Source organism: Streptomyces sp. NPDC090025 (assembly GCF_044748125.1).
Lineage (GTDB): Bacteria > Actinomycetota > Actinomycetes > Streptomycetales > Streptomycetaceae > Streptomyces.
Map to the genome: position 1 here is coordinate 65,648 of NZ_JBIVFL010000001.1, position 20,360 is coordinate 86,007.

The following is a 20,360-nucleotide window of genomic DNA, read 5'->3' on the forward strand; positions in this document are numbered from 1 at the left end:
CGTGCCCGTGCCCGTGCCCGTGCCTGTGCCCGTGCCTCCGTCCGTGCCCGTGCCTCCGCCCGGGCCCGCCGCCGTCGAGGTGCCGACGCTGCGCGCCCCCGCCGGCCTGACCCTGCGCCCGTGGCGCCTCGCGGACCTTCCCCTGGTCCGCGAGGCGTCGCGGGACCCGTACATCCCGCTGATCACGACGGTCCCGGTGCCGTGCACGGACGCGGCGGGCGAGGCGTTCGTCCACCGCCAGTGGCAGCGGGCGACCGACGGCGCCGGATACCCCTTCGTCATCGAACTCCCCGACACCCGCCCCGCCGGCACGGTCGGCCTCTGGCTCCGCGACCTCCCCGAGGGCCGCGCCACCCTCGGCTACTGGCTCACCCCCACCGCCCGCGGCCACGGCGCGGCCACCACGGCCCTGACCACGGTCACCACCTGGGCCCTGACGACCCTCCGCATCCCCCGCCTCCAACTCCACATCGAACCCTGGAACACCGCCTCCCTCCGCACCGCCGAGAAGGCGGGCTTCACCCGGGAGGGCCTGCTCCGGGACTGGCAGGAGGTGTCCGGCGAGCGCCGCGACATGTACGTGTACGCCCGCCTGGCCACGGACCCCGCCCCGGGCGGCCCGGACTAGGCGCCGGCCCCCGGCTAGGTGTCCTGAAGCGGCCGGTGGGTCTCCCAGAGACGTCGGAGCCCCTCAAGCTCGAGGCGGGGGAGGCTCGGCCTCGAACTGCGCCCGGGTCTCCGCCGCGCCGCCCACGAGCCGCGCCACCGCGGTCAGCAACTCCTCGGGCGCCTCACTGAGCGACGAGACGCTGAGCTCGGCCTTCGCCCCATGGCCCTCAAGGACGCAGTCGGCCCACCCGGCCCCGGTCAGCGCCCAGCGGATCCGGATCCCGGCCGTCACGCGCGCGCCCCGCTGAGGCCGTCGAGGTCACGGGGGTCGCCGTACGGGGAGTTCATGCGCCAACGCTAGTGCTCTGACCGGGAACGTTCACCGGATGGGCGCGGGGTAGCCTGCGCCCGTGAAGGTCTATCCCCTCTGGCACATCGGCCACCAGAACGAAGCGGGCCCCGACGAAGAGACGATTCACCTCGACGATGAGGTCGTGTTCATCGACGAGCAGGACGGCGACGACGTCAAGCTGCTCGGTATCTACTCCTCCAAGGCCGCGGCACAGGAGCGGATGCGCCGCGCGCGTCTCCTACCGGGCTTCGCCGACGAACCGGATTGCTTCCAGATCGGAGAGTACGACCTCGACGAGGACGATTGGACCGAGGGCTTTGTCCGCGTGCCGAGCTAGCTCCTCGGTCCGTGACCTTGCAGAGGCGGGCCGTTCATGTCGCTACGGTGAGCATCCTTCCTCCCCAGCGCAGGCCCTTCTCTTGGATGTCCGTCTCATCCAACCGGTTCCGGCCCCGCCGACGTCAACCCGGTGAAGGTTCCCGTTCAGAGCGCTAGGCGGGCGCCGCCCCGGCCGTCATGCGGATTCGCCGCCGCCGACGAAGTCGTCCGAGCGGTGCAGCAGGGCTTCGGCGTGCCCCGGTGCCCAGCTGCCCCGGTGACCCGGTGACCAGACAGACTGAGGCGCCTTGGCGAGGCCCGCTGAGCTCGGCGGCGAGCCGCCGACGCACTCACGGACCGTCCGCCCGGGCTCACCGATCCCGGACGGACCGGCCCGGCTGTCACGAGAGAGGTGGAGTGTGACCCGCGAGGACCTCATCGCTCTGCTGGGGGAACAGACCTCGGCATGCGGGCCTGCCCGCGACGCTCTGATCGCCGGGGGTTGCTTCGTGGTCTGGGACGGACTGGTCCCCGCCAACCGGCACGCCGGTGTGTTCGGGAGGCGCATGCGCACGGCCGCTCGGCGCGGACACGCGGTCGGGGGCCTTGCCGCCACCGTCGACATCCTCCGACGGGCCGGGGAGGAACCGCTCCGCACCGGTCTCATCCACTCCGTGGACCTGTCGTCCGTGTTCACGATCTTCCTGAACGCCTCGGGGGCCGAGGTCCTGGCCTGCGCCGGCGGGCCCCGGCCCAACCCCCTCGGCGAGGACGTTGTGCTTCGGCACGTTCATCGCGGGCAGGAGGGCGGGGAGGGAACTGGTGCAAGCAACTGCTTGCAATAGTTAGCGGGAGCTGGCAGGGTACGGAGCATGGCTTCACTCAACGTCGGAAATCTCGGTGAGTACCTCCGCGAGCAGCGGCGGACCGCGCAGTTGTCCTTGCGGCAGCTCGCCGAGGCGGCGGGGGTGTCGAATCCGTATCTGAGTCAGATCGAGCGGGGGCTGCGCAAGCCCAGTGCCGAGGTGTTGCAGCAGGTCGCGAAGGCGCTGCGGATCTCCGCCGAGACGCTGTACGTGCGCGCCGGGATTCTCGACGAGAAGGAGCGGGACGAGCTGGAGACGCGTGCCGTCATCCTGGCCGATCCGTCGATCAACGAGCGGCAGAAGCAGGTGCTGCTGCAGATCTACGACTCCTTCCGCAAGGAGAACGCCGCCGAGCAGGCCGCCGAACAGGCGGAGCGGCAAGCAGAGCAGCAAGCAACGCAGCAAGCAGAGCAAGCGCAGCCCACCGACGCGTAGCACTTCCGGGAGGACCACGACCATGGCCATCATCGACGAACTCCGTACCCCCCTCTACTTCGCCGCCGGCACCGCCGAGCTCGCCGTCAAGCAGGCCCGCAAGGTGCCCGGTCTCATCGAGCAGCTGGCCGCCGAGGCGCCCGCCCGTATCGAGGCCGTGAAGAACACCGACACCAAGGCGGTCCAGGAGAAGGCCCAGGCGAAGTTCGCCGAGCTGGTCGGCGGCATCGACACCGACCTGAAGAAGCTCGGCGAGCAGGCCCAGGACCTGGCGCTGCGCGGGGTCGGCGTCGCCGCCGAGTACGCGGTGAAGGCGCGCGAGAAGTACGAGGAGCTCGCCGCTCAGGGCGAGGAGGCCGTCAAGGGCTGGCGCGGCGAGGTCGCCGAGGAGATCACCGAGATCGCCGTCGCCGTCGAGCCCGAGGAGTCCAAGGCCGAGGACGCCAAGGCCGCCGAGGACGCCGAGGACGCGGGCATCAAGGCCGAGGAGGCCGAGGCCCAGGAGGCCGACGCGGCGGCCGCCGAGGCTCCCGCCGCCAAGAAGGCCACCCCCCGCAAGGCCACCACCCGCAAGGCGCCCGCCAAGAAGGCCGCCGCCGAGCAGTAGGCACGAGGACCGGCCCGCCCGGGCACCAAACCCGGTGTCCCGGGCGTTGAACCGGTACCTTGGCCGCGAGGCGCTCCCCCCGACACACCTAGGCGGTGCTCAGCATGCTGGCGAACAGCTTCGACTCGCTCCTCTCCCTGGTGACCTTCCTGGTCTTCACCGGCTTCGCCATCACCGCGTTCGTGTTCGCCGCGATGGCGCGCGAGGACGCCTACCGCGCCGCCGACAAGCAGACCAAGAAGTTCTGGCTGATCCTCCTCGGCATCAACCTGATCCTCAATCTGCTGCTGCCGATGCTCTTCCTCCAGATCGCCGGGCTCATCGCCGCCATCGTCTTCATGGTCGACGTGCGCCCCGCGCTCCGCGGGGTCACCGGCGGCGGCGGTCGCCGAGGCGGCTCCAGCAGCGACGGCCCGTACGGCCCGTACAACGGCGGTCGGTGACCGGAAGGCGACCCGACGGCGAGGAACACGGCGAGGAACACGGCGAGGAAGACGGCCCGGGCCCCGGGTACGGACAGGCAGACGGCTACGCCTCCGTCTCCGCGTACGCGACTACGCCCGGGCCTTGTCGCGTTCCAGCGCCAGCACCGCCACGTCGTCCGTCAGCTCGCCGCCGTTCAGCGACCGCACCTCCGTCACCGCCGCGTCGAGCAGTTCCTCGCCGCGCAGGCCCGCCGCCAGCTGCCGGTTGATCATCCCGAGCATCCCCTCCTGGCCGAGCCGGGGCGTGCCCGGGCCCGCCGAGCGGCCCTCGATCAGCCCGTCCGTGTACATCAGCAGGCTCCACGCGCCGCCCAGCTCCACCTGCCGGCGCGGCCAGCGGGCGCGCGGCAGCAGGCCGAGGGCCGGGCCGCCGTTCTCGTACGGCAGGAGCTCGGCGGCCCGCCCCTGGCGCGCGATCAGCGGCGCGGGGTGCCCGGCCAGGCACAGCCCGGCGCGCCGCCCGTCCGCCGAGATGTCGACCGTGCAGAGCGTCGCGAAGATCTCGTCGCTCTCGCGTTCGTGCTCCAGGACCTGCTGGAGCGTCGAGAGCAGCTCGTCCCCGCACAGCCCCGCGAAGGTCAGCGCCCGCCACGCGATCCGCAGCTCGACGCCGAGCGCCGCCTCGTCCGGGCCGTGCCCGCAGACGTCGCCGATCATCGCGTGGACCGTGCCGTCCGGGGTGCGGACGGTGTCGTAGAAGTCGCCGCCGAGCAGCGCGCGCGACCGGCCCGGCCGGTAGCGGGCGGCGAACCGCAGGTCGGAGCCCTCCAGGAGCGGCGTCGGCAGCAGCCCGCGCTCCAGGCGCGCGTTCTCCTGGGCCCGCAGCCGGGACTCGGCGAGCTTGATCTTCACGACGTCGTTGCGCTTGCGCTCGACCGCGTAACGGATCGCCCGGCTCAGCAGCCGCCCGTCCAGCTCCTCGCGGAACAGGTGGTCCTGCGCCCCGACCCGTACCGCCTCCGCCGCCAGCTCCGCGTCCGCCGACGCGGCGAGCGCCAGTACGGCGTGCCGCGGCGCGAGCCGCAGGATGTGCCGGAGCGGTGCGAGCAGGTCGTCCTCCGCCCCGCGGGGGGAGGGCAGGGAGAGGTCGACGAGCACGCAGTGCACGTCGTCGGTGAGGAGCCGCTCCGCCTCGGTGAGGTTGCGGGCGGTGCGGATACGGACCCGGGTCCCGGCCGCGTCGAGCAGCTCGGGTACGGCGAGGGCGCCCGCGGGGTCGTCCTCGACGACCAGGAGCGTGAGGTCGTGGGCGGTGCCGGGCGTTCCGGGTGCCGCGGGAGAATCGATTCTCTGGCGCGGTACGGGTACGGGCATCGGTCTGGGTTCCTTCCCTCCCCCCGAGGGCCGGCACCGACCATAGCGGTAGCGCGCGGGCCGACGGAATGGCGATCACGTTCTGAACCGCCACGGCGGTATGGCATATGCCACGGAAGGGGAGGTAGCCGCCACGGGGAGCGGGCCGGGCCGCGCGGCGAGGATGACGAACCTCACTCGGAAGAAGACCGGAGGAAGGCCGGAGGAAGATCGGAGGGGGATCGGGGTGCGGGCCTCCCAGGGGGCCCTGCTGCTGCCCGTCGCCGCGCCTCAGGGGCCCGGGCGCTTGGCCCGGACGGGCCCGGCCCCGCCCACGCGGACCACTCCGCGCCCCGCGCCTCCCGGACCCGGGCCACGGGATCCGGGACAGCCCTCAGCTCGGGCGCGCCCCGCCCTCAGCTCGGGCGCACCACGCCCAGGATCTCCATCGAGCCCGCGCCCGCGATCGTGACGTTCCGGCCCGGGCGCGGCGCGTGGACGATCGCGCCGTTGCCCACGTACATGCCGATGTGGCTCGCGTCCTTGAAGTAGACGATCAGGTCGCCGGGGCGCATGTCCTTGATGTCCACGTGCGGCAGCAGCCGCCACTGCTCCTGCGAGGTGCGCGGGATCGGGCGACCGGCCGAGGCCCAGGCGGACTGCGTCAGACCCGAGCAGTCGTACGAGCCGGGTCCCTCGGCGCCCCACACGTACGGCTTGCCGATCTGCGCCGTCGCGAACTCCACCGCGCGCCGCGCCTCCGGGGTCGCCTTGCCGGTCAGGCCCTTCAGGACGCCGGAGTTCACCCAGGCGGTCTGCGCCCGGTACTGCGCCTGCTCCTCCAGGCGGAGCAGCCTGGCCCGCTCCTCGGCGGCGAGCTGCGACTCCAGCTTCTTCGCGGCGTCGATCTTGCTGTTGATCTCCTTGCGCGCCGCGGCCTGCTTGAGCCGGTTGTCCTCCAGCTTGGTCCAGTTGACGCTGGCGTCCGTGGTGTACGTGGTCAGCAGTTCCTGCTCGGCGGTCAGTTCGGCCAGCAGGTCGGAGGTGGCCTTCTGGCCCTCCTTGAGGCGCCCGGCGTTGTCGAGGAAGAGCTGCGGGTCGTTCGTGAGGACGAACTGGGCGCCGTCCGGCAGCCCGCCGTTGCGGTACTGCGCCCGCGCCGCCGCGCCCGCCCGCGCCTTGAGGTCGTCGATCCGCTTCTGGCCGGACACCACCATCCGGGCCAGCTTCACGATCTCGCCCGACTGCTCCTTGGCCTTCTCCTCGGCCAGGTTGTACGCGTCGGTGGCCACGGCCGCCTGCCGGTACAGCCCGTCGATCTCCTGGCGGACCTCTTCGAGCGTCTTCTTCGGCTGGGTCGGCGGCGGGGGCGGCAGTGGCGCCGCCGATGCCTGCAGGGTGAGCGCGGGCGAGGCGAGCACCGTCAGGGCGCAGACCACGCCGAGCGTGGCGATGGCATGGCGGCGTCGGTTCACTGGCTCCCCCTCAGGACACCGGATGCGGCGCGGGACCGGGTCCTGCCCCCCACCACGGCTGACTTCTCACTTCTGACTTCTTCTGTTTGCCGCCCATGGCCAGCAAACCTGATTTACCGTCAGTAACTTGCTCGTGACCTTCGCGATGGTGCCACGCGAGCCCTGAAAGCAACAGGGGCAAGCGGGGCCTGTCGGGTCACTTCTCCCCCACCCTGGACGATCGTTTCGGCCCCCGCGTTCCCCGGACCGGGGAAATTAAGGGGCAGTTCGGCAAGTCGACGCCCACGACCCCGATTCGACGCCCCCAGGTCACGTACCCGTACACCTACGGGTACGTCCACGGGTACGCATCCGGGGACGCCCACCGGTCACCTACGGGTACGCCTCCGGGTCCGCCCACCGGCCACCTACGTGAAGGGCTCGGCGTCGTCCGACCGCGCCCGCTCACCCTACGCGGCGCGGTGCCAGCGCCTCCCAGCGGACCGTCACCTCGCCCTGTCGCCACCGCCGCGGACCGTCCGTCAGCGGCCAGTCCGCCGCCAGGTCGCGGACCGAGCGGATCCAGCGCTGGCGGGCGCCGTAGGAGGCGTACGGGGCCGCCGCCGCCCATGCCCGGTCGAAGTCCCGCAGGAAGGCGTGCACCGGTTCGCCCGGCACATTGCGGTGGATCAGCGCCTTGGGCAGCCGCTCCGCCAGGTCCGACGGCCGGTCGAGCGAACCGAGTCGGGTCGCGAACGTCACCGTGCGCGGGCCCGAGCGGTCGAGGGTCACCCAGACGTGCCGGCGGCCGATCTCGTCGCAGGTGCCCTCGACGAGCAGGCCCTCGGGTGTGAGCCGGTCGCACAGCCGCAGCCAGACCGCCGCGACCTGCTCCTCGTCGTACTGCCGCAGCACGTTCGCGGCCCTGATGAGGGCGACCCGGCCGGGGACGGGGAGCTCGAAGCCGCCGTGCCGGAAGGTGAGCCCGTCCCGTTCGTACGGCTTCGCGGCCGCCACCCGGGCCGGTTCGATCTCGATGCCGACGACCTGGGTGCGGGGGTCGGCGGTGCGCAGCCGGGCGAGCAGTTCGACGGGGGTCCAGGGCGCGGCCCCGTACCCGAGGTCGACCGCGAGCGGCGGCTCGGGGGAGCGGCGCAGGGCCGGGCCGTGGGTGGCGGCGATCCAGCGGTCCTGGCGGCGGAGCCGGTTGGGGTTGGTGGTCCCGCGGGTCACGGTGCCGACCGGGCGGGCGGTGGCGGTGGGGCGGGTGGTGCGCGGGGCCATGGAACGAGCCTAACGAGCCTGAGGGCCGGTCCTGGCCGGTCCGGGGTGGTCCGCGGAGTGGTCCCGGACATAGGGCCTCCCCCTCACCCGTAACAAATTGGCAAAACACCCTCCCAGCGGAAATGAAAGGAACCGTTCCGGTGTTCTGGCGACCTGGAGGGTGCGAGCGCTCTCCCTCTGCCATGCCCGACAGCGGAAGGACCGCCGACGTGAGCCAGTACGTGTCCCGGTTCGCCGGCACCCTGGCGGCGCCGCCCCGGATCCGGATTCCCGGCCGGCAGCGCGGCCCGCGCCGTGTGGCGATGCTCAGTGTCCACACCTCGCCGCTCCACCAGCCCGGCACCGGCGACGCCGGGGGCATGAACGTGTACATCGTGGAGCTCGCCAAGCGCCTCGCCGCGATCAACGTCGAGGTCGAGATCTTCACCCGCGCCACCACCGGCGGCCTCGCCCCGGTCGTCGAGCTGGCGCCCGGCGTGCTCGTCCGGCACATCGACGCCGGCCCCTATGAGGGCCTCGCCAAGGAGGAGCTGCCCGCCCAGCTGTGCGCCTTCACGCACGGCGTGATGCAGGCGTGGGCGGGCCACCGGTCCGGCCACTACGACCTGGTGCACTCCCATTACTGGCTCTCCGGCCACGTCGGCTGGCTCGCCGCCGAGCGGTGGGGCGTCCCGCTCGTGCACACCATGCACACCATGGCCAAGGTCAAGAACGCGGCGCTCGCCGAGGGCGACACGCCCGAGCCCGCCGCCCGGGTGATCGGCGAGACCCAGATCGTCGAGGCCGCCGACCGCCTGATCGCCAACACCGCCGAGGAGGCGGACGAGCTCTCCCGCTTCTACGAGGCGGACCCGGGCAAGATCGCCGTGGTGCACCCCGGCGTCAACCTCGACCACTTCCGGCCCTCCGACGGCCGCGCCGCCGCCCGGGCCAGGCTGGGACTGCCCGTCGACGCCTTCATCCCCGCGTTCGCCGGCCGGATCCAGCCCCTCAAGGCCCCCGACATCCTGCTGCGCGCCGCCGCCCTGCTCATCGACCGCGACCCCACGCTGCGCTCCCGGATGGTGGTGCCGGTGGTCGGCGGCCCCAGCGGCAGCGGCCTCGCCAAGCCCGAGGGGCTGCAGAAGCTCGCCGCGAAGCTGGGCATCGCCGACGTCGTGCGGTTCCACCCGCCGGTCGGCCAGGACCGGCTCGCCGACTGGTTCCGGGCGGCGAGCGTCCTCGTGGTCCCCTCGTACAGCGAGTCCTTCGGCCTGGTCGCCATCGAGGCGCAGGCGGCCGGCACCCCGGTCGTCGCGGCGGCGGTCGGCGGTCTTCCGGTGGCGGTACGGGACGACCTGACCGGCTTCCTGGTGCAGGGCCACGACCCGGCGGACTACGCCCGCGCCCTCGAACGCTTCGTGGCCGACCCCTCCCTCTCCGGCCGGATGGGCGCGGCGGCGGCCCGCCACGCCGGTTCGTTCGGCTGGGACACGGCGGCCTCGGGCACGGCGGACGTCTACACGGCGGCGATGCACGACCACCGGGCCGCGCACCACGACCACCGGCCGCGCGAGCACCGCCGTCGCGTACGCTCGCACCATGGCTGAGGTCGAGGCTGACAGCGCGGAGAGCACGCGGCGGACCGTCGAGGACACCCTCAAGGACGCGGAGCTGGAGTGGGAGTCCCCCGAACCGGGCTCCTACGTCGTCAAACTCCCGGGCACCCGCAAGCTGTTCACGACCCTCTCGCTGCGCGTCGGCCGCCACTCCCTCTCCCTCAACGCCTTCGTCGTCCGGCACCCTGACGAGAACGAGCCCGCCGTCCACCGCTGGCTGCTCGAACGCAATCTGCGGCTGTACGGGGTGAGTTACGCGATCGACCGGCTCGGCGACATCTACCTGGCCGGAAAGCTGCCGCTGGCCGCCGTCACCCCGGAGGAGCTGGACCGGCTGCTCGGGTCGGTCCTGGAGGCGGCGGACGGCGACTTCAACACCCTCCTTGAGCTGGGGTTCGCGACCGCGATCCGCCGGGAGTACGCCTGGCGGGTGTCGCGCGGCGAATCGACGCGCAATCTCGACGCGTTCAAGAATCTGACCCAGGGTCCGGCCCAGCGGACCCAGCGGACCGAGCGGCCCTCCGGCGAATCGACGAACTGACTCGTTCCCGCCCCCTTCCGGTAAGGGCGGGGCGATGCCATGCTCGCGCCCAACGCAGATCTGAACACTGTTCATATACATGAAGGGTGGGGTCGGGTTCATGGCACTCGGCAGGCACGGCAGGATCAGCAGAAGGACGTTCGTCGGCGGGGCGACGGCGGTGGCCGCCGCCGCGACGGCGACCGGGTTCGGGACCGCGACGGCCACCGCCGCCCCCGCTCCCGGAGCCGCCCCCGCTTCCGGAGCCGCCCCCGGCCCCGGCCCCGTCCCCGCTCCCGGTCCCTCGGGTCTCTGGGCGGAGTACCTGGACGCCCCCTACACCCACCCCCAGATCCCCTACGTGGGCGCCGCGGGCGCCCGGGGCGGCGAGGGCCGGATGCCGCGCCCGCCGGTGGTCGCCGACGTCCGTGCCTACGGGGCCACCCCCGACGGTTCGACCGACTCGACCCCGGCCATCAACCGGGCTCTCGCGGCGGCCGGCCGGCGGGGCGGCGGCACGGTGCTCGTGCCGCCCGGCACGTACCGGATCGACGGCTACATCCACATCGGCGACAGCGGCGTGGTGCTGCGCGGCGCGGGCTCCGGCCGGACCACCCTCAAGGCCACCCGCAGCCTCACCGAGCTGATCGGCGTCTACGGCTCGCGCTACGGCGGCGACAAGTCCGCCTGGTCCTGGGCCGGTGGCCTGATCTGGCTGTCGCCGCGGGCCCGGCACACCTCCCTGGTGGCCGCCGTCCAGGCGAAGGCATGGCCCTTCGAGGGCTGGACCGGCAACAAGCGCGACGAGTGGACCACCCTCACCACCGTCCGCCCGGCCCGCCGCGGCGACCGGACGATCACCGTCGACGACCCGGGCGCGCTGTGCCGAGGCCAGTTCGTGGTGCTGCGGCTCGCCGACGACGCCGACCACACCCTCCTGGAGCACATGGCGGGCGGCGGTGCGGGCCCCGAGTCGTACGTCTGGGACGACAAGACCAAGCTGACCAGCTACGTCCCCTACGAGTGGCCCGTACGGGTCCGGTCGGTGCGCGGCCGCCGGGTCACCCTGGAACGGCCGCTGCCGCTCGACGTACGCCCCGCATGGGACCCCCGGCTCATCTCCGGGTACGCGCCCCTGACCGGCTCGGGGGTCACCGGGCTGACCCTGGAGGCGGTGGAGACCCCGCAGTCCCCGCATCTGCTCGACAAGGGGTACAACGGCGTCACGTTCCAGTGCGCGTACGACTGCTGGGCCGAGGACGTGGTGGTCCGGCACGTCGACAACGGCTTCGGGCTCGTCGCCGCGTCCGCCTGCACCCTGCGCCGTACCGCCGTCGAGGGGCGCGGCTCGCACCACCCGTACTTCTGCCGGGAGGGCGCGCACGACAACCTGATCGAGGACTTCAGGATCGCCGCCCGTACGGTCCCCGCCCCGGCCGGCACGCAGCTGCACGGCATCAATGTCGAGGGGCTCTCCAGCTACAACGTCTGGTCGCGCGGCCTGATGGAGATGGGGACGTTCGACACCCACCGGGGGATGCCGTTCGCCAACGTGCGCACCGAGATCACCGTGGAGAACAACGGGCGCCACGGCGGCGACGCCTCGGCGGGCCCGCTCTACGGCGCGCGCTTCGCGCACTGGAACGTGACGGTGACCAACGGCAGGGCCGGGCTCGTGAAGATCGACACGGTGGCGCCGTACAGCGCGACGGTCGGGATCAGCGAGGTGACCGAGTTCGACCAGACGGACGTGCCGGACTTCGCGGGCGAGCTCCACGCGCGCGTGGAGGCGTACGGCGCGCCCGGCGCCGTACGCCCCCGGAACCTCTACGAGGCGCAGCGGTGGTCGGTGGACCTCAGGAGGAGCTGACGGCGGTGCCGGTCTTCTTGTCGGCGGTGCCGGCCTCGGTCATCGTCTTGCTGTTGGCGTCCGTCACGGCGTCCGTCACCGCGTCCGTCACGGCGTCCGCCTCGGCCTCGGCGAGGACGGACGCGAGCCGGGTCCGGTAGCCGACGGCGGCGACCGCGCCGATGACGGCGCAGGAGATCCACAGGACGTTCGGGCCGGGGCCGTCGACGATCGCGCCGGCCAGGATCGGGGCGACGAATCCGGCCACCGCCCAGGACATGCCCATGACGCCCTGGTAGCGGCCGCGGGCGTGCTCGGGGGCGAGACGGGCGGTGGCGGCGGCGTTGGTGGGGACGTGGATCATCTCGCCGATCGTCCACACGATGACGGTCGCGGCGAACGCGACCGACGTCCCGGCGAGCGCGGTGGCGCCGGTGCCGACGGCGAAGAGGAGGGAGGAGACGGCCAGCAGGGCGACCGGGGACCGACGCTCGGTGATCTTGTTGACGAGCAGCTGGAACGCGACGATCACGATGCCGTTGACGGCGATGACGATGCCGTACGCGGAGGGGTCGAGGCCCTTGCCGGTCATGGTGAGCGGCAGGCCGATCCAGGGCGCGGTGAAGACCAGGCAGACCAGCAGGTTGAGGCCGACCAGGGTGCGGAAGGGCGCGTCGCGCAGCACGGTGAGGATGCTGACCTTGTCGGCGGCGCCGACGCCGTCGGATCCGGCCGCGCCGCCCTTGCCGGTGACCGCGGCCTCGGGGCGGGTCTCGGGGAGCCGCAGGAAGACGATCAGGGCGCACAGCGCGGTGGCGGCGGCGTCGACGAGGAAGAGGGTGCGGTAGCCGAGGACGATCGCGGCGCCGCCGCCGATGGCGGCGATGGCGAAGCCGAGGTTGAGGGCCCAGTAGTTGAGGGCGTAGGCGCGGCGGACGTCGTGCTCGGGGACCAGGTCGGCGATGGTGGCGTTGATCGACGGCCGGACGCCCTGCATGGCGACGCCCATCAGCAGGACGACGGCGGCGACGCCCCAGGCGCTGGTGACGACGGCGAGCAGCGCGGCGCAGGTGGCGGCCGCCAGGTGCATGGAGACCATGGTGGGGCGGCGGCCCCAGCGGTCGGTGAGGAAGCCGCCGAGCGGGGAGCCCGCGACGCCGCCGAGGCCGTGGAGGGCGACGACGAGTCCGGCGAACCAGGCGGAGTGGCCGAGTTCCTGGGTGAGGTAGAGGGAGAGGAAAGTCAGGACGAAAGCCCCGGTCCGGTTGACCAAGGTCGACAGCCAGAGCCACCAGAACCCGCCCGGAAGTCCCGAGACGGTGGTGCGCGCTGATCGTCTGAGCGAGTCGATGGACATGTGAGGCCGGCCCCCTGGCGTGTGTAAGTCCCGCTACGTGCATGCGTAACTTACGAGGGTCTTTCGGCCATGCGCCAGCGAATTGACGGCGCGCGTCAATCGTCGCCGGTCGATTAGGCTCGGGACCATGGCCGACGCACCGTACAAGCTGATCCTCCTCCGCCACGGCGAGAGCGAGTGGAACGCGAAGAACCTGTTCACCGGCTGGGTGGACGTCAACCTCACCGAGAAGGGCGAGAAGGAGGCGGTCCGCGGCGGTGAGCTGCTGAAGGACGCCGGTCTGCTCCCCGACGTGCTGCACACCTCGCTGCAGAAGCGCGCCATCCGCACGGCGCAGCTCGCGCTCGAGTCCGCCGACCGCCACTGGATCCCGGTCCACCGCTCGTGGCGCCTGAACGAGCGCCACTACGGCGCGCTCCAGGGCAAGGACAAGGCGCAGACGCTCGCCGAGTTCGGCGAGGAGCAGTTCATGCTGTGGCGCCGTTCCTACGACACCCCGCCGCCGCCGCTGGCCGACGACAACGAGTTCTCGCAGGCCCACGACGCCCGCTACGCGACGATCCCGCCGGAGCTGCGCCCGCGGACCGAGTGCCTGAAGGACGTCGTCGAGCGGATGCTCCCGTACTGGTACGACGGCATCGTCCCGGACCTCCTCACCGGCCGCACGGTCCTCGTCGCCGCCCACGGCAACAGCCTCCGTGCCCTCGTGAAGCACCTCGACGGCATCTCGGACGCCGACATCGCGGGCCTCAACATCCCGACGGGCATCCCGCTGGCCTACGAGCTGGACGAGAACTTCAAGCCCCTGAAGCCGGGCGGCACGTACCTGGACCCGGACGCGGCGGCTGCGGCGATCGAGGCCGTGAAGAACCAGGGCAAGAAGTAACCCTGACGCAGGAGAGAACCCCCGCTCGCGGCTCGGCCGAGGGCGGGGGTTTCTTCGTGCCGGGGGCCGAGGCAGACTGGACCGGCTGTGAGGGCAGGTCCCAGCTCGTTCTGGCGAACTCGGCCTCCGCAGAGGGCCCGGTCTGGGCGGGGCTCGGGCGCGGGTCGGTCAGTCGAGCCAGACGACGACCGCGTCCTTGGCCTCGGCTGCCGCCGTGAGGTAGGCCGTCAGGTCGGCGAAGGTGTCCCTGGCCCATTCCAGCGAGGCGCGGTCGGGCCAGGACTGGGGATAGATCTCCGCCGTGACGAGGTCGTTCGGGTCGACGCCGTCGATGAGCTGGTCGTACGTCAGGCGGCGCAGCGCGTCGGGGGCGAGCCGGACCCGGTCGGCGGGGAGGTGGCGGGGTGGGCCGTAGCCCCAGTCGTCGGCGTCGCCGAGGGGCTGCTCGCCGTGGACGACGTTCACCGGGAAGTCGGCGCGGGCCAGCAGAAACTCCAGCAGGTGCCAGGTCTTGTGCGTGGTGAAGTGCCGGGACCCGGTCGGCGCGCCGGCCTCCCCGTGAGGTTCGTCCTCCCCGTCGAGGAGAGCCTCGGCGAACTCGAGGGCCCACTCCGGGTCCGCCGTTGCCCGCTCCCATTCGGCCGCCGTCAGGCGGATGTACTCGCCGTTGATGCTCATGCCCGGAGGCTAAGGGCGGCCACTGACACCGTCGTCGGGCCCGTGGGGCCGTGGGTCCGGGCCGGGTGACGGGAGTGTCGCGGGATTGCGACAGGTGGTGGCCGGATCTCGCGGGTGGGGAGCGGGCGTTGCTACGTTCCCGGCGAGGGTGCGGCCGGGGCGGTCGCCGTCGATCAGGGGGAGTTCCGAGATGACCGTACGACGCTTCAGACCTGCTGTCATCGCCGTCACGGCGGTCGCGCTCGCCGTGGTGGTGACCGGGTGCGACAGCGGGGGCAAGAGCGACAAGGGGGCCGCCGCGGCATCCCCGTCGAAGACGACCCCCGTACCGGTCGCCAAGCCCGCTGTCGCGCCCGAGCCCTCGTCGAAGGCCGCCACCAAGAACAAGAGCAGCAACAGCAAGAAGAAGTCGGCGAAGTCGGCGAAGCCCTCCGGCGGCGGTGGTGGTGGCGACTGCGTCACCGCGCCGCCCGCGCCCGAGGCGTACGACCCCGACGAGTTCGCCCTCTACCGGACCGAGGACCTGCCGGGCACCCCCGGCACCCCCGGCATGGTCAACCTGGTCGTCCAGCACGGTGCTTGGGGCTGTCCGGGCGCGGGTGGCGCCGGGGACGGGGACGGGCGGCCGTTCGTCGGCAGTGGGGAGGAGAGCCGCTGGGCCATCGCCAAGGACGCGCAGGTCACGGCCACCAACCCGATCCTCTCGACGTCCGAGAGCAAGCCGATCACCGTGCACGAGCTGACCAGTTGGGTCGCGACCCACCCCGACTCCGGGCTCGTCTTCCGCTACACGACCGGTGCCGACGGCGCCATCCACCGCCTGGAGCAGGTCTACGCCCCGTAGGGACCGGTGAGGGAAGGGCGCGCTGTGCGGCCGGACGGGTGAGAGAGAAACCTTCCGGCCCCGACGTGCCGCATGGCGGGTGCGCCGGGGGCGTAGAGCTGCGGGTGAACGGTGAACCCCCACCTTCCACATGAACCACACGAAACGAGAACCCCCGTGCGCCTTCGGCACACCCTCGCCGCCACCTGCGGTGCCCTCGCCCTCACCGCCGTCCTCGCCACGCCCGCCCACGCCGCCACCGGCGAGTTCGGCTACCAGGTGACCGGCCTCGACGGCCGGCCCCTCGGCGTCACCCTGGTCGACCCCGACAGCGACGTCTGCGTCACCCTCCCCGAGGTCGCCGACCCGGGCTCCTCCGAGCCCGCCTTCGCCCCGCACAACAACACCGACGAGTGGGCGATCGTCTTCACCGCGCCCGACTGCTCCGGCGACTCCTGGACCCTCCGGCCGTACGGGCGTCCCGCCTCCGACCGGCTCAAGCTGCGCTCGGTGGTCTTCCTGAAGGGTGAAGGGCTGACGGGCTGACCCCCGACCCGCCCCGACCCGCCCGCTGCCCGGGCCCGAGGGCGCGCCTCTTCAAGGAGCGGCGCGCCCTCACCCGTACGGGCTAGGGTCGCGGCCATGATCAGCGCCGCGCTCCGCCTCGAACCGGTCACCCCCGACACCCTTGACGCCGCCCTCGACCTGCGGGTCCATCCCCATCAGGAGCAGAACGTCGCCCCGGTCGCGCGCTCCCTCGCCACCGCGTACGCGTACGGCGAGACCGCCTGGCCGCGGCTGATCTTCGACGGGGACGAGCTGGTCGGCTTCCTGATGGCGTTCGTCGACATCCAGTGGAACCCGGAGCAGGACCCGGACGACCGGCGCAGCGGGCTGTGGCGGCTGAACATCGGGGCCGAGCACCAGGGCAAGGGGTACGGGCGGTTCGCCGTCGACGCGGTCGCGGCGGAGCTGCGGCGGCACGGCGCGACCCGGATGTACCTCAGCTGGCACGAGGGCGAGCACGGGCCCGGTGGCTTCTACCGGCGGCTCGGCTTCCGCGAGACCGGTGAGCTGAGCGGCGACCAGACGGTCGGAGTCCTGGACCTGGATCTGGACCTGGACCAGGACTGAGACCCCCGGAGAGCGAAACCGGGAGCGGAATCGGAGAGCGGAATCGGAGAGTGGGAGCAAAGCGCGGTGCGGGCCCGCCGGATGGCGGGGCCCGCACCGGAGCCGACGTCCACGAGTACGAGCGCGTCGCGCGTCTACGAGGAGCAGCCGCCGCACTGGCACGGTCCGCCGGACTGGCAGCCGCAGCCGCAGCCCGAGCCGCAGCCGCAGGCGCCGAGGACGGGCAGGAACTCCGCGTCACGCGGAAGGGTGATCTCCTGCTGGGGTTCGGTGATCGGAGCGGATTCGGCCATGGGTCCCTCCCTGAGAGGCGTACCTCGCCTCCCCCCATTGGATGCCCAGTCACCAGGGCGCATCAACGGCGCACAGGTGTGCGAGCCGTCGTGTGCGCCCGCGTACCCGTCACGGTGAGCACAGCGGACACGGTGGCCCCGGCCGTCACTCCGGTCCCACCACCGCGCCCCGCGTCCCGTGCCCCGCGTCCGCCCCGCTCCCCGCCCCGCCCCGCCCCGCCCCGTGGATCCGGGCTACGCGCTCTCGACCGGCGAGTCCGACTGCTGCAGCTCGTCCGCGTGCTCACCCGTGACCAGGTAGACCACGCGCTTGGCGACCGACACCGCGTGGTCGGCGAAGCGCTCGTAGTAGCGGCCCAGCAGGGTCACGTCGACGGCGGTCTCGATGCCGTGCCGCCAGCGGTCGTCCATCAGGTGCTGGAAGAGCGTCCGGTGCAGCAGGTCCATCTCGTCGTCGTCCTGCTCCAGCTGCATGGCCAGATCGACGTCCTTGGTGATGATCACCTCGGCCGCCTTCGCCATCAGGCGCTGGGCCAGCTGGCCCATCTGCAGGATGGTGGCGTGCAGGTCGTTCGGCACCGCGCGGTCCGGGAACCGCAGCCGGGTCAGCTTCGCCACGTGCTGGGCGAGGTCGCCGGAGCGCTCCAGGTCCGCGCTCATGCGCAGGGACGTGACGACGATCCGCAGATCCGTCGCCACCGGCTGCTGGCGGGCCAGCAGCGCTATGGCCCGGGCCTCCAGGTCGTGCTGGAGGTCGTCGACCTTCTGGTCGGCGGCGATGACGCTCTCCGCCAGCTTCAGATCGGCGTCGAGCATGGCCGTCGTGGCGCGCCCGATCGCCGACCCGACCAGGCGGGCCATCTCGACCAGGCCCTCGCCGATCGAGTCCAGTTCCTCGTGGTACGCGTCACGCATGGATGTCGTCCCTCTCTACCGTCTGACTACGCCAGTACGCATCGCGCCAACCAGTCAATGGGCGAATACGCTGTGTTCGGGAGCCCGGATCCCGGCTCGGTCGGGCCCTCACGCTTCTACGTTCGGTCCCGTACGCGTCGGGATCCACCCCCTCACATGAATCGCTTCTTGCCACCAGGTGAACTATGGGCGACCTGGGCCTCAGAGTGTGCCCGAACAAGTGAACCGGCGCAGTCCCCTCGGTGAACTCTGAGCGACGAGTGTTCGAGGAGCCACTCGGACGGCTGGGAGAGTGTCGTCCGTCCCGCATAACCTGGATGGCATGGACGTGAACGCGGCGGTTGCCGCATTGGCCGCTATCGCCGGAGTATGCACCGGCGTGATCGCCATGCTGGCATTCCGCTGGAGCGAGCGCGACCAGGCGCGACCGACCCGTACCTCATTGCACACCGACGCCGTGCTGCCGCCCGGCGTCGACACGGTGCTCTCCGTGCTCCGGTCCTCCGCGGTGGTTCTCGACGAGAGCGACTCGGTGGTCAAGGCGAGCTCGGCGGCGTACGCGCTCGGCCTGGTCCGTGGCGGGAAACTGGCTGTGGAGCCGATGCTCAACATGGCCAGGGACACCCGCCGTGACGGAGAGATACGACAGGTCGAGCTCGACCTGCCCCGGCGCGGGACCGGCCGAGGGGAGGCGCTCGCCGTCTCCGCCCGGGTCGCCCCGCTGGGGTCGCGACTGGTGCTGCTGCTCGTCGAGGACCTGACCGAGGCCCGTCGTATCGAAGCGGTACGGCGCGACTTCGTCGCGAACGTGAGCCACGAGCTGAAGACGCCGACCGGCGCCCTCTCGCTGCTCTCCGAGGCGGTCATGGACGCCTCGGACGACCCCGAGGCGGTCACCCGCTTCGCCGGCCGGATGCAGATAGAGGCGACCCGGCTCACCAACCTCGTACAGGAGCTCATCGACCTCTCACGGGTGCAGAACGACGACCCGCTGGAGGACTCCGAGCCGGTACGGGTCGACGAGCTGGTCGCCGAGGCGATCGACCGCTCCCGGCACACCGCGTCCACCAAGCAGATCACCATGGCTTCCGGCGGCACCGCCGACCTGCACGTCTGGGGCAGCCGCGGCCAGCTGGCCGCCGCCCTCGGCAACCTGGTCGAGAACGCCGTCAACTACTCACCGGCCCGCACCCGGGTCGGGATCGCCGCCCGCCGCGTCGCGGCACCCGGTGGCGACCTGATCGAGATAGCCGTCACCGACCAGGGCATCGGCATCTCCGAGAAGGACCGGGAGCGCGTCTTCGAGCGCTTCTACCGGGTCGACCCGGCACGCTCCCGCGCCACCGGCGGTACGGGCCTCGGCCTGGCCATCGTGAAGCACGTGGCCGCCTCGCACGGCGGAGAGGTTACGGTGTGGAGCACCGAGGGCCAGGGTTCGACCTTCACCCTTCGACTGCCGGAGGCGGGAGCGGCGCGGAACCGCCGCTCCGACGGCGCCTTCGCCGGTGCTCCCCATGACGACTTCGCCGACGAGACCACCGACCTCGACGACATCGACGACATCGACGAGTTCGATGGCGTGGACGAGGTGGAGGGCGTCGACGAGCCCGCCGGTGCCCACCCCGCCGCCCACCCCACAGACTCCGGCTCCGCCCCCGTCACCTCCGGTGCCGGTGCGGTCGCCGGTCCCGACGACGGCTTCGACCGCGACTCACGTCCCGCCTCCGCCTCCGTCCCCACCGCTCCCTCCCCCACCCCGAACTCATGACCGAACCACTCCCTGCCCCGGAGGTCCTTCCGTGACCCGTGTGCTTGTCGTCGAGGATGAGGAATCCTTCAGCGACGCCCTGTCGTACATGCTCCGTAAGGAGGGATTCGAGGTCGCCATCGCGGCGACCGGCCCCGACGGCCTCGACGAGTTCGAGCGCAACGGAGCGGATCTCGTCCTCCTCGACCTGATGCTGCCGGGCCTGCCCGGCACCGAGGTCTGCCGCCAGCTGCGCAGCCGCTCCAACGTCCCGGTGATCATGGTGACCGCCAAGGACAGCGAGATCGACAAGGTCGTCGGCCTGGAAATAGGAGCCGACGACTACGTGACGAAGCCGTTCTCCTCGCGGGAGCTGGTCGCCCGCATCCGCGCGGTGCTGCGCCGCCGCGGCGAGCCGGAGGAGATCACCCCCGCCGCCCTTGAGGCGGGCCCGGTCCGCATGGACGTCGACCGCCACGTGGTGACGGTCGCGGGCGGCAAGGTCGACCTCCCCCTGAAGGAGTTCGACCTCCTGGAGATGCTGCTCCGCAACGCGGGCCGCGTCCTCACCCGCATGCAGCTGATCGACCGCGTCTGGGGCGCGGACTACGTCGGCGACACGAAGACGCTCGACGTCCACGTCAAGCGCCTCCGCGCCAAGATCGAGCCGGACCCGGGCGCGCCGCGGTACCTGGTCACGGTCCGTGGCCTGGGCTACAAGTTCGAGCCGTAGGCCATAGGTCGTTCCACGGCCCCTGGCCGGACGGAGTCCGGCGCAGCGTCCCGACGCCCGTGAGGCCCCCTGGGGCCGAGCGGTGCGAGGGGCGCCGTACGGGCAGGGGTTCGAGCCCGACCCG

The 20,360-nt window shown here is 72.2% G+C and carries 22 protein-coding genes; 14 read left to right on the top strand and 8 right to left on the bottom strand.

All coding sequences use genetic code 11. The features are described from left to right. Window positions 1-43 precede the first annotated feature (43 nt). Window positions 44-628 carry a GNAT family N-acetyltransferase gene (locus ACIPXM_RS00330; RefSeq protein ID WP_401649972.1) on the top strand — a complete coding sequence of 195 codons (585 nt, stop codon included), beginning with the start codon at window positions 44-46 and terminating at the stop codon, window positions 626-628. Between the two features lie 63 nt (window positions 629-691). Here ACIPXM_RS00330 and ACIPXM_RS00335 read toward each other — a convergent pair whose 3' ends face one another. Beyond that, entirely contained in the window at window positions 692-901 is a 210-nt protein-coding gene (locus tag ACIPXM_RS00335) for a hypothetical protein (protein ID WP_401649975.1), read from the bottom strand. A gap of 118 nt (window positions 902-1,019) precedes the next feature. Here ACIPXM_RS00335 and ACIPXM_RS00340 point away from each other — a divergent pair, with 118 nt between their 5' ends. The 4 genes from ACIPXM_RS00340 (at window position 1,020) to ACIPXM_RS00355 (ending at window position 3,630) form a co-directional block, all read left to right on the top strand. Beyond that, window positions 1,020-1,298 (top strand): hypothetical protein, encoded by a 279-nt coding sequence (locus ACIPXM_RS00340; RefSeq protein WP_401649978.1) that lies wholly within the window; start codon window positions 1,020-1,022, stop codon window positions 1,296-1,298. 853 nt (window positions 1,299-2,151) lie between these two features. After that, window positions 2,152-2,580 carry a helix-turn-helix domain-containing protein gene (locus tag ACIPXM_RS00345; RefSeq protein WP_401649980.1) on the top strand — a complete coding sequence of 143 codons (429 nt, stop codon included), beginning with the start codon at window positions 2,152-2,154 and terminating at the stop codon, window positions 2,578-2,580. A 22-nt stretch (window positions 2,581-2,602) separates the two neighbouring features. Next, window positions 2,603-3,187, top strand: a complete 585-nt coding sequence (locus ACIPXM_RS00350; RefSeq protein ID WP_401649982.1) for a hypothetical protein — start codon at window positions 2,603-2,605, stop codon at window positions 3,185-3,187. A gap of 104 nt (window positions 3,188-3,291) precedes the next feature. Continuing rightward, window positions 3,292-3,630: a DUF2516 family protein gene (locus ACIPXM_RS00355; RefSeq protein WP_401649985.1), complete on the top strand. Its 339-nt coding sequence runs from the start codon at window positions 3,292-3,294 to the stop codon at window positions 3,628-3,630. Between the two features lie 111 nt (window positions 3,631-3,741). Here ACIPXM_RS00355 and ACIPXM_RS00360 read toward each other — a convergent pair whose 3' ends face one another. The 3 genes from ACIPXM_RS00360 to ACIPXM_RS00370 all read right to left on the bottom strand — a co-directional run bounded on the left by ACIPXM_RS00360 (window position 3,742) and on the right by ACIPXM_RS00370 (window position 7,703). Further along, window positions 3,742-4,986: a PP2C family protein-serine/threonine phosphatase gene (locus ACIPXM_RS00360; protein ID WP_401649988.1), complete on the bottom strand. Its 1,245-nt coding sequence runs from the start codon at window positions 4,984-4,986 to the stop codon at window positions 3,742-3,744. A gap of 395 nt (window positions 4,987-5,381) precedes the next feature. Beyond that, window positions 5,382-6,440, bottom strand: coding sequence for a C40 family peptidase (locus ACIPXM_RS00365; protein ID WP_401649990.1), 1,059 nt, complete (start codon window positions 6,438-6,440; stop codon window positions 5,382-5,384). Between the two features lie 444 nt (window positions 6,441-6,884). Continuing rightward, entirely contained in the window at window positions 6,885-7,703 is an 819-nt protein-coding gene (locus tag ACIPXM_RS00370) for a class I SAM-dependent methyltransferase (protein ID WP_401649993.1), read from the bottom strand. Window positions 7,704-7,912: 209 nt separating this feature from the next. On the opposite strand from ACIPXM_RS00370, the gene mshA reads away from it, so the two are divergent. The 3 genes from mshA to ACIPXM_RS00385 all read left to right on the top strand — a co-directional run bounded on the left by mshA (window position 7,913) and on the right by ACIPXM_RS00385 (window position 11,691). After that, window positions 7,913-9,292: a D-inositol-3-phosphate glycosyltransferase gene (mshA, locus tag ACIPXM_RS00375; protein ID WP_401649996.1), complete on the top strand. Its 1,380-nt coding sequence runs from the start codon at window positions 7,913-7,915 to the stop codon at window positions 9,290-9,292. Further along, window positions 9,285-9,842 carry a YbjN domain-containing protein gene (locus tag ACIPXM_RS00380; protein WP_401649999.1) on the top strand — a complete coding sequence of 186 codons (558 nt, stop codon included), beginning with the start codon at window positions 9,285-9,287 and terminating at the stop codon, window positions 9,840-9,842. Before mshA ends, ACIPXM_RS00380 begins: the two co-directional genes overlap by 8 nt. A 100-nt stretch (window positions 9,843-9,942) precedes the next feature. Further along, the gene (locus ACIPXM_RS00385) at window positions 9,943-11,691 is read left to right on the top strand and encodes a glycoside hydrolase family 55 protein (protein WP_401650002.1); all 1,749 of its coding nucleotides are present in this window, start codon (window positions 9,943-9,945) and stop codon (window positions 11,689-11,691) included. Here ACIPXM_RS00385 and ACIPXM_RS00390 read toward each other — a convergent pair. After that, complete coding sequence (locus tag ACIPXM_RS00390) at window positions 11,678-13,027, bottom strand: MDR family MFS transporter (protein ID WP_401650005.1); 1,350 nt, start codon at window positions 13,025-13,027, stop codon at window positions 11,678-11,680. The two genes, ACIPXM_RS00385 and ACIPXM_RS00390, sit on opposite strands and share 14 nt — an antisense overlap. A 127-nt stretch (window positions 13,028-13,154) precedes the next feature. Here ACIPXM_RS00390 and ACIPXM_RS00395 point away from each other — a divergent pair, with 127 nt between their 5' ends. Then, complete coding sequence (locus tag ACIPXM_RS00395) at window positions 13,155-13,913, top strand: phosphoglyceromutase (protein ID WP_401650008.1); 759 nt, start codon at window positions 13,155-13,157, stop codon at window positions 13,911-13,913. 168 nt (window positions 13,914-14,081) lie between these two features. Here ACIPXM_RS00395 and ACIPXM_RS00400 read toward each other — a convergent pair whose 3' ends face one another. After that, a complete protein-coding gene (locus ACIPXM_RS00400) occupies window positions 14,082-14,591 on the bottom strand; it encodes a YfbM family protein (RefSeq protein ID WP_401650011.1) in 510 nt (169 codons plus the stop codon). Between the two features lie 190 nt (window positions 14,592-14,781). Here ACIPXM_RS00400 and ACIPXM_RS00405 point away from each other — a divergent pair, with 190 nt between their 5' ends. The 3 genes from ACIPXM_RS00405 to ACIPXM_RS00415 all read left to right on the top strand — a co-directional run bounded on the left by ACIPXM_RS00405 (window position 14,782) and on the right by ACIPXM_RS00415 (window position 16,548). After that, a complete protein-coding gene (locus ACIPXM_RS00405) occupies window positions 14,782-15,435 on the top strand; it encodes a hypothetical protein (RefSeq protein WP_401650014.1) in 654 nt (217 codons plus the stop codon). Between the two features lie 156 nt (window positions 15,436-15,591). Beyond that, entirely contained in the window at window positions 15,592-15,960 is a 369-nt protein-coding gene (locus tag ACIPXM_RS00410) for a hypothetical protein (RefSeq protein WP_401650017.1), read from the top strand. 96 nt (window positions 15,961-16,056) lie between these two features. After that, the gene (locus ACIPXM_RS00415; protein WP_401650020.1) at window positions 16,057-16,548 is read left to right on the top strand and encodes a GNAT family N-acetyltransferase; all 492 of its coding nucleotides are present in this window, start codon (window positions 16,057-16,059) and stop codon (window positions 16,546-16,548) included. A 134-nt stretch (window positions 16,549-16,682) separates the two neighbouring features. On the opposite strand, the gene ACIPXM_RS00420 is transcribed toward ACIPXM_RS00415, so the two are convergent. Beyond that, window positions 16,683-16,841, bottom strand: a complete 159-nt coding sequence (locus tag ACIPXM_RS00420) for a hypothetical protein (protein WP_401650023.1) — start codon at window positions 16,839-16,841, stop codon at window positions 16,683-16,685. Window positions 16,842-17,075: 234 nt separating this feature from the next. Continuing rightward, complete coding sequence (phoU, locus tag ACIPXM_RS00425) at window positions 17,076-17,756, bottom strand: phosphate signaling complex protein PhoU (RefSeq protein ID WP_401650026.1); 681 nt, start codon at window positions 17,754-17,756, stop codon at window positions 17,076-17,078. Window positions 17,757-18,078: 322 nt separating this feature from the next. On the opposite strand from phoU, the gene ACIPXM_RS00430 reads away from it, so the two are divergent. After that, window positions 18,079-19,524: a sensor histidine kinase gene (locus ACIPXM_RS00430; RefSeq protein WP_401650029.1), complete on the top strand. Its 1,446-nt coding sequence runs from the start codon at window positions 18,079-18,081 to the stop codon at window positions 19,522-19,524. A 31-nt stretch (window positions 19,525-19,555) separates the two neighbouring features. Beyond that, window positions 19,556-20,236, top strand: coding sequence for a response regulator (locus ACIPXM_RS00435; RefSeq protein ID WP_401650032.1), 681 nt, complete (start codon window positions 19,556-19,558; stop codon window positions 20,234-20,236). Window positions 20,237-20,360: the final 124 nt, after the last annotated feature.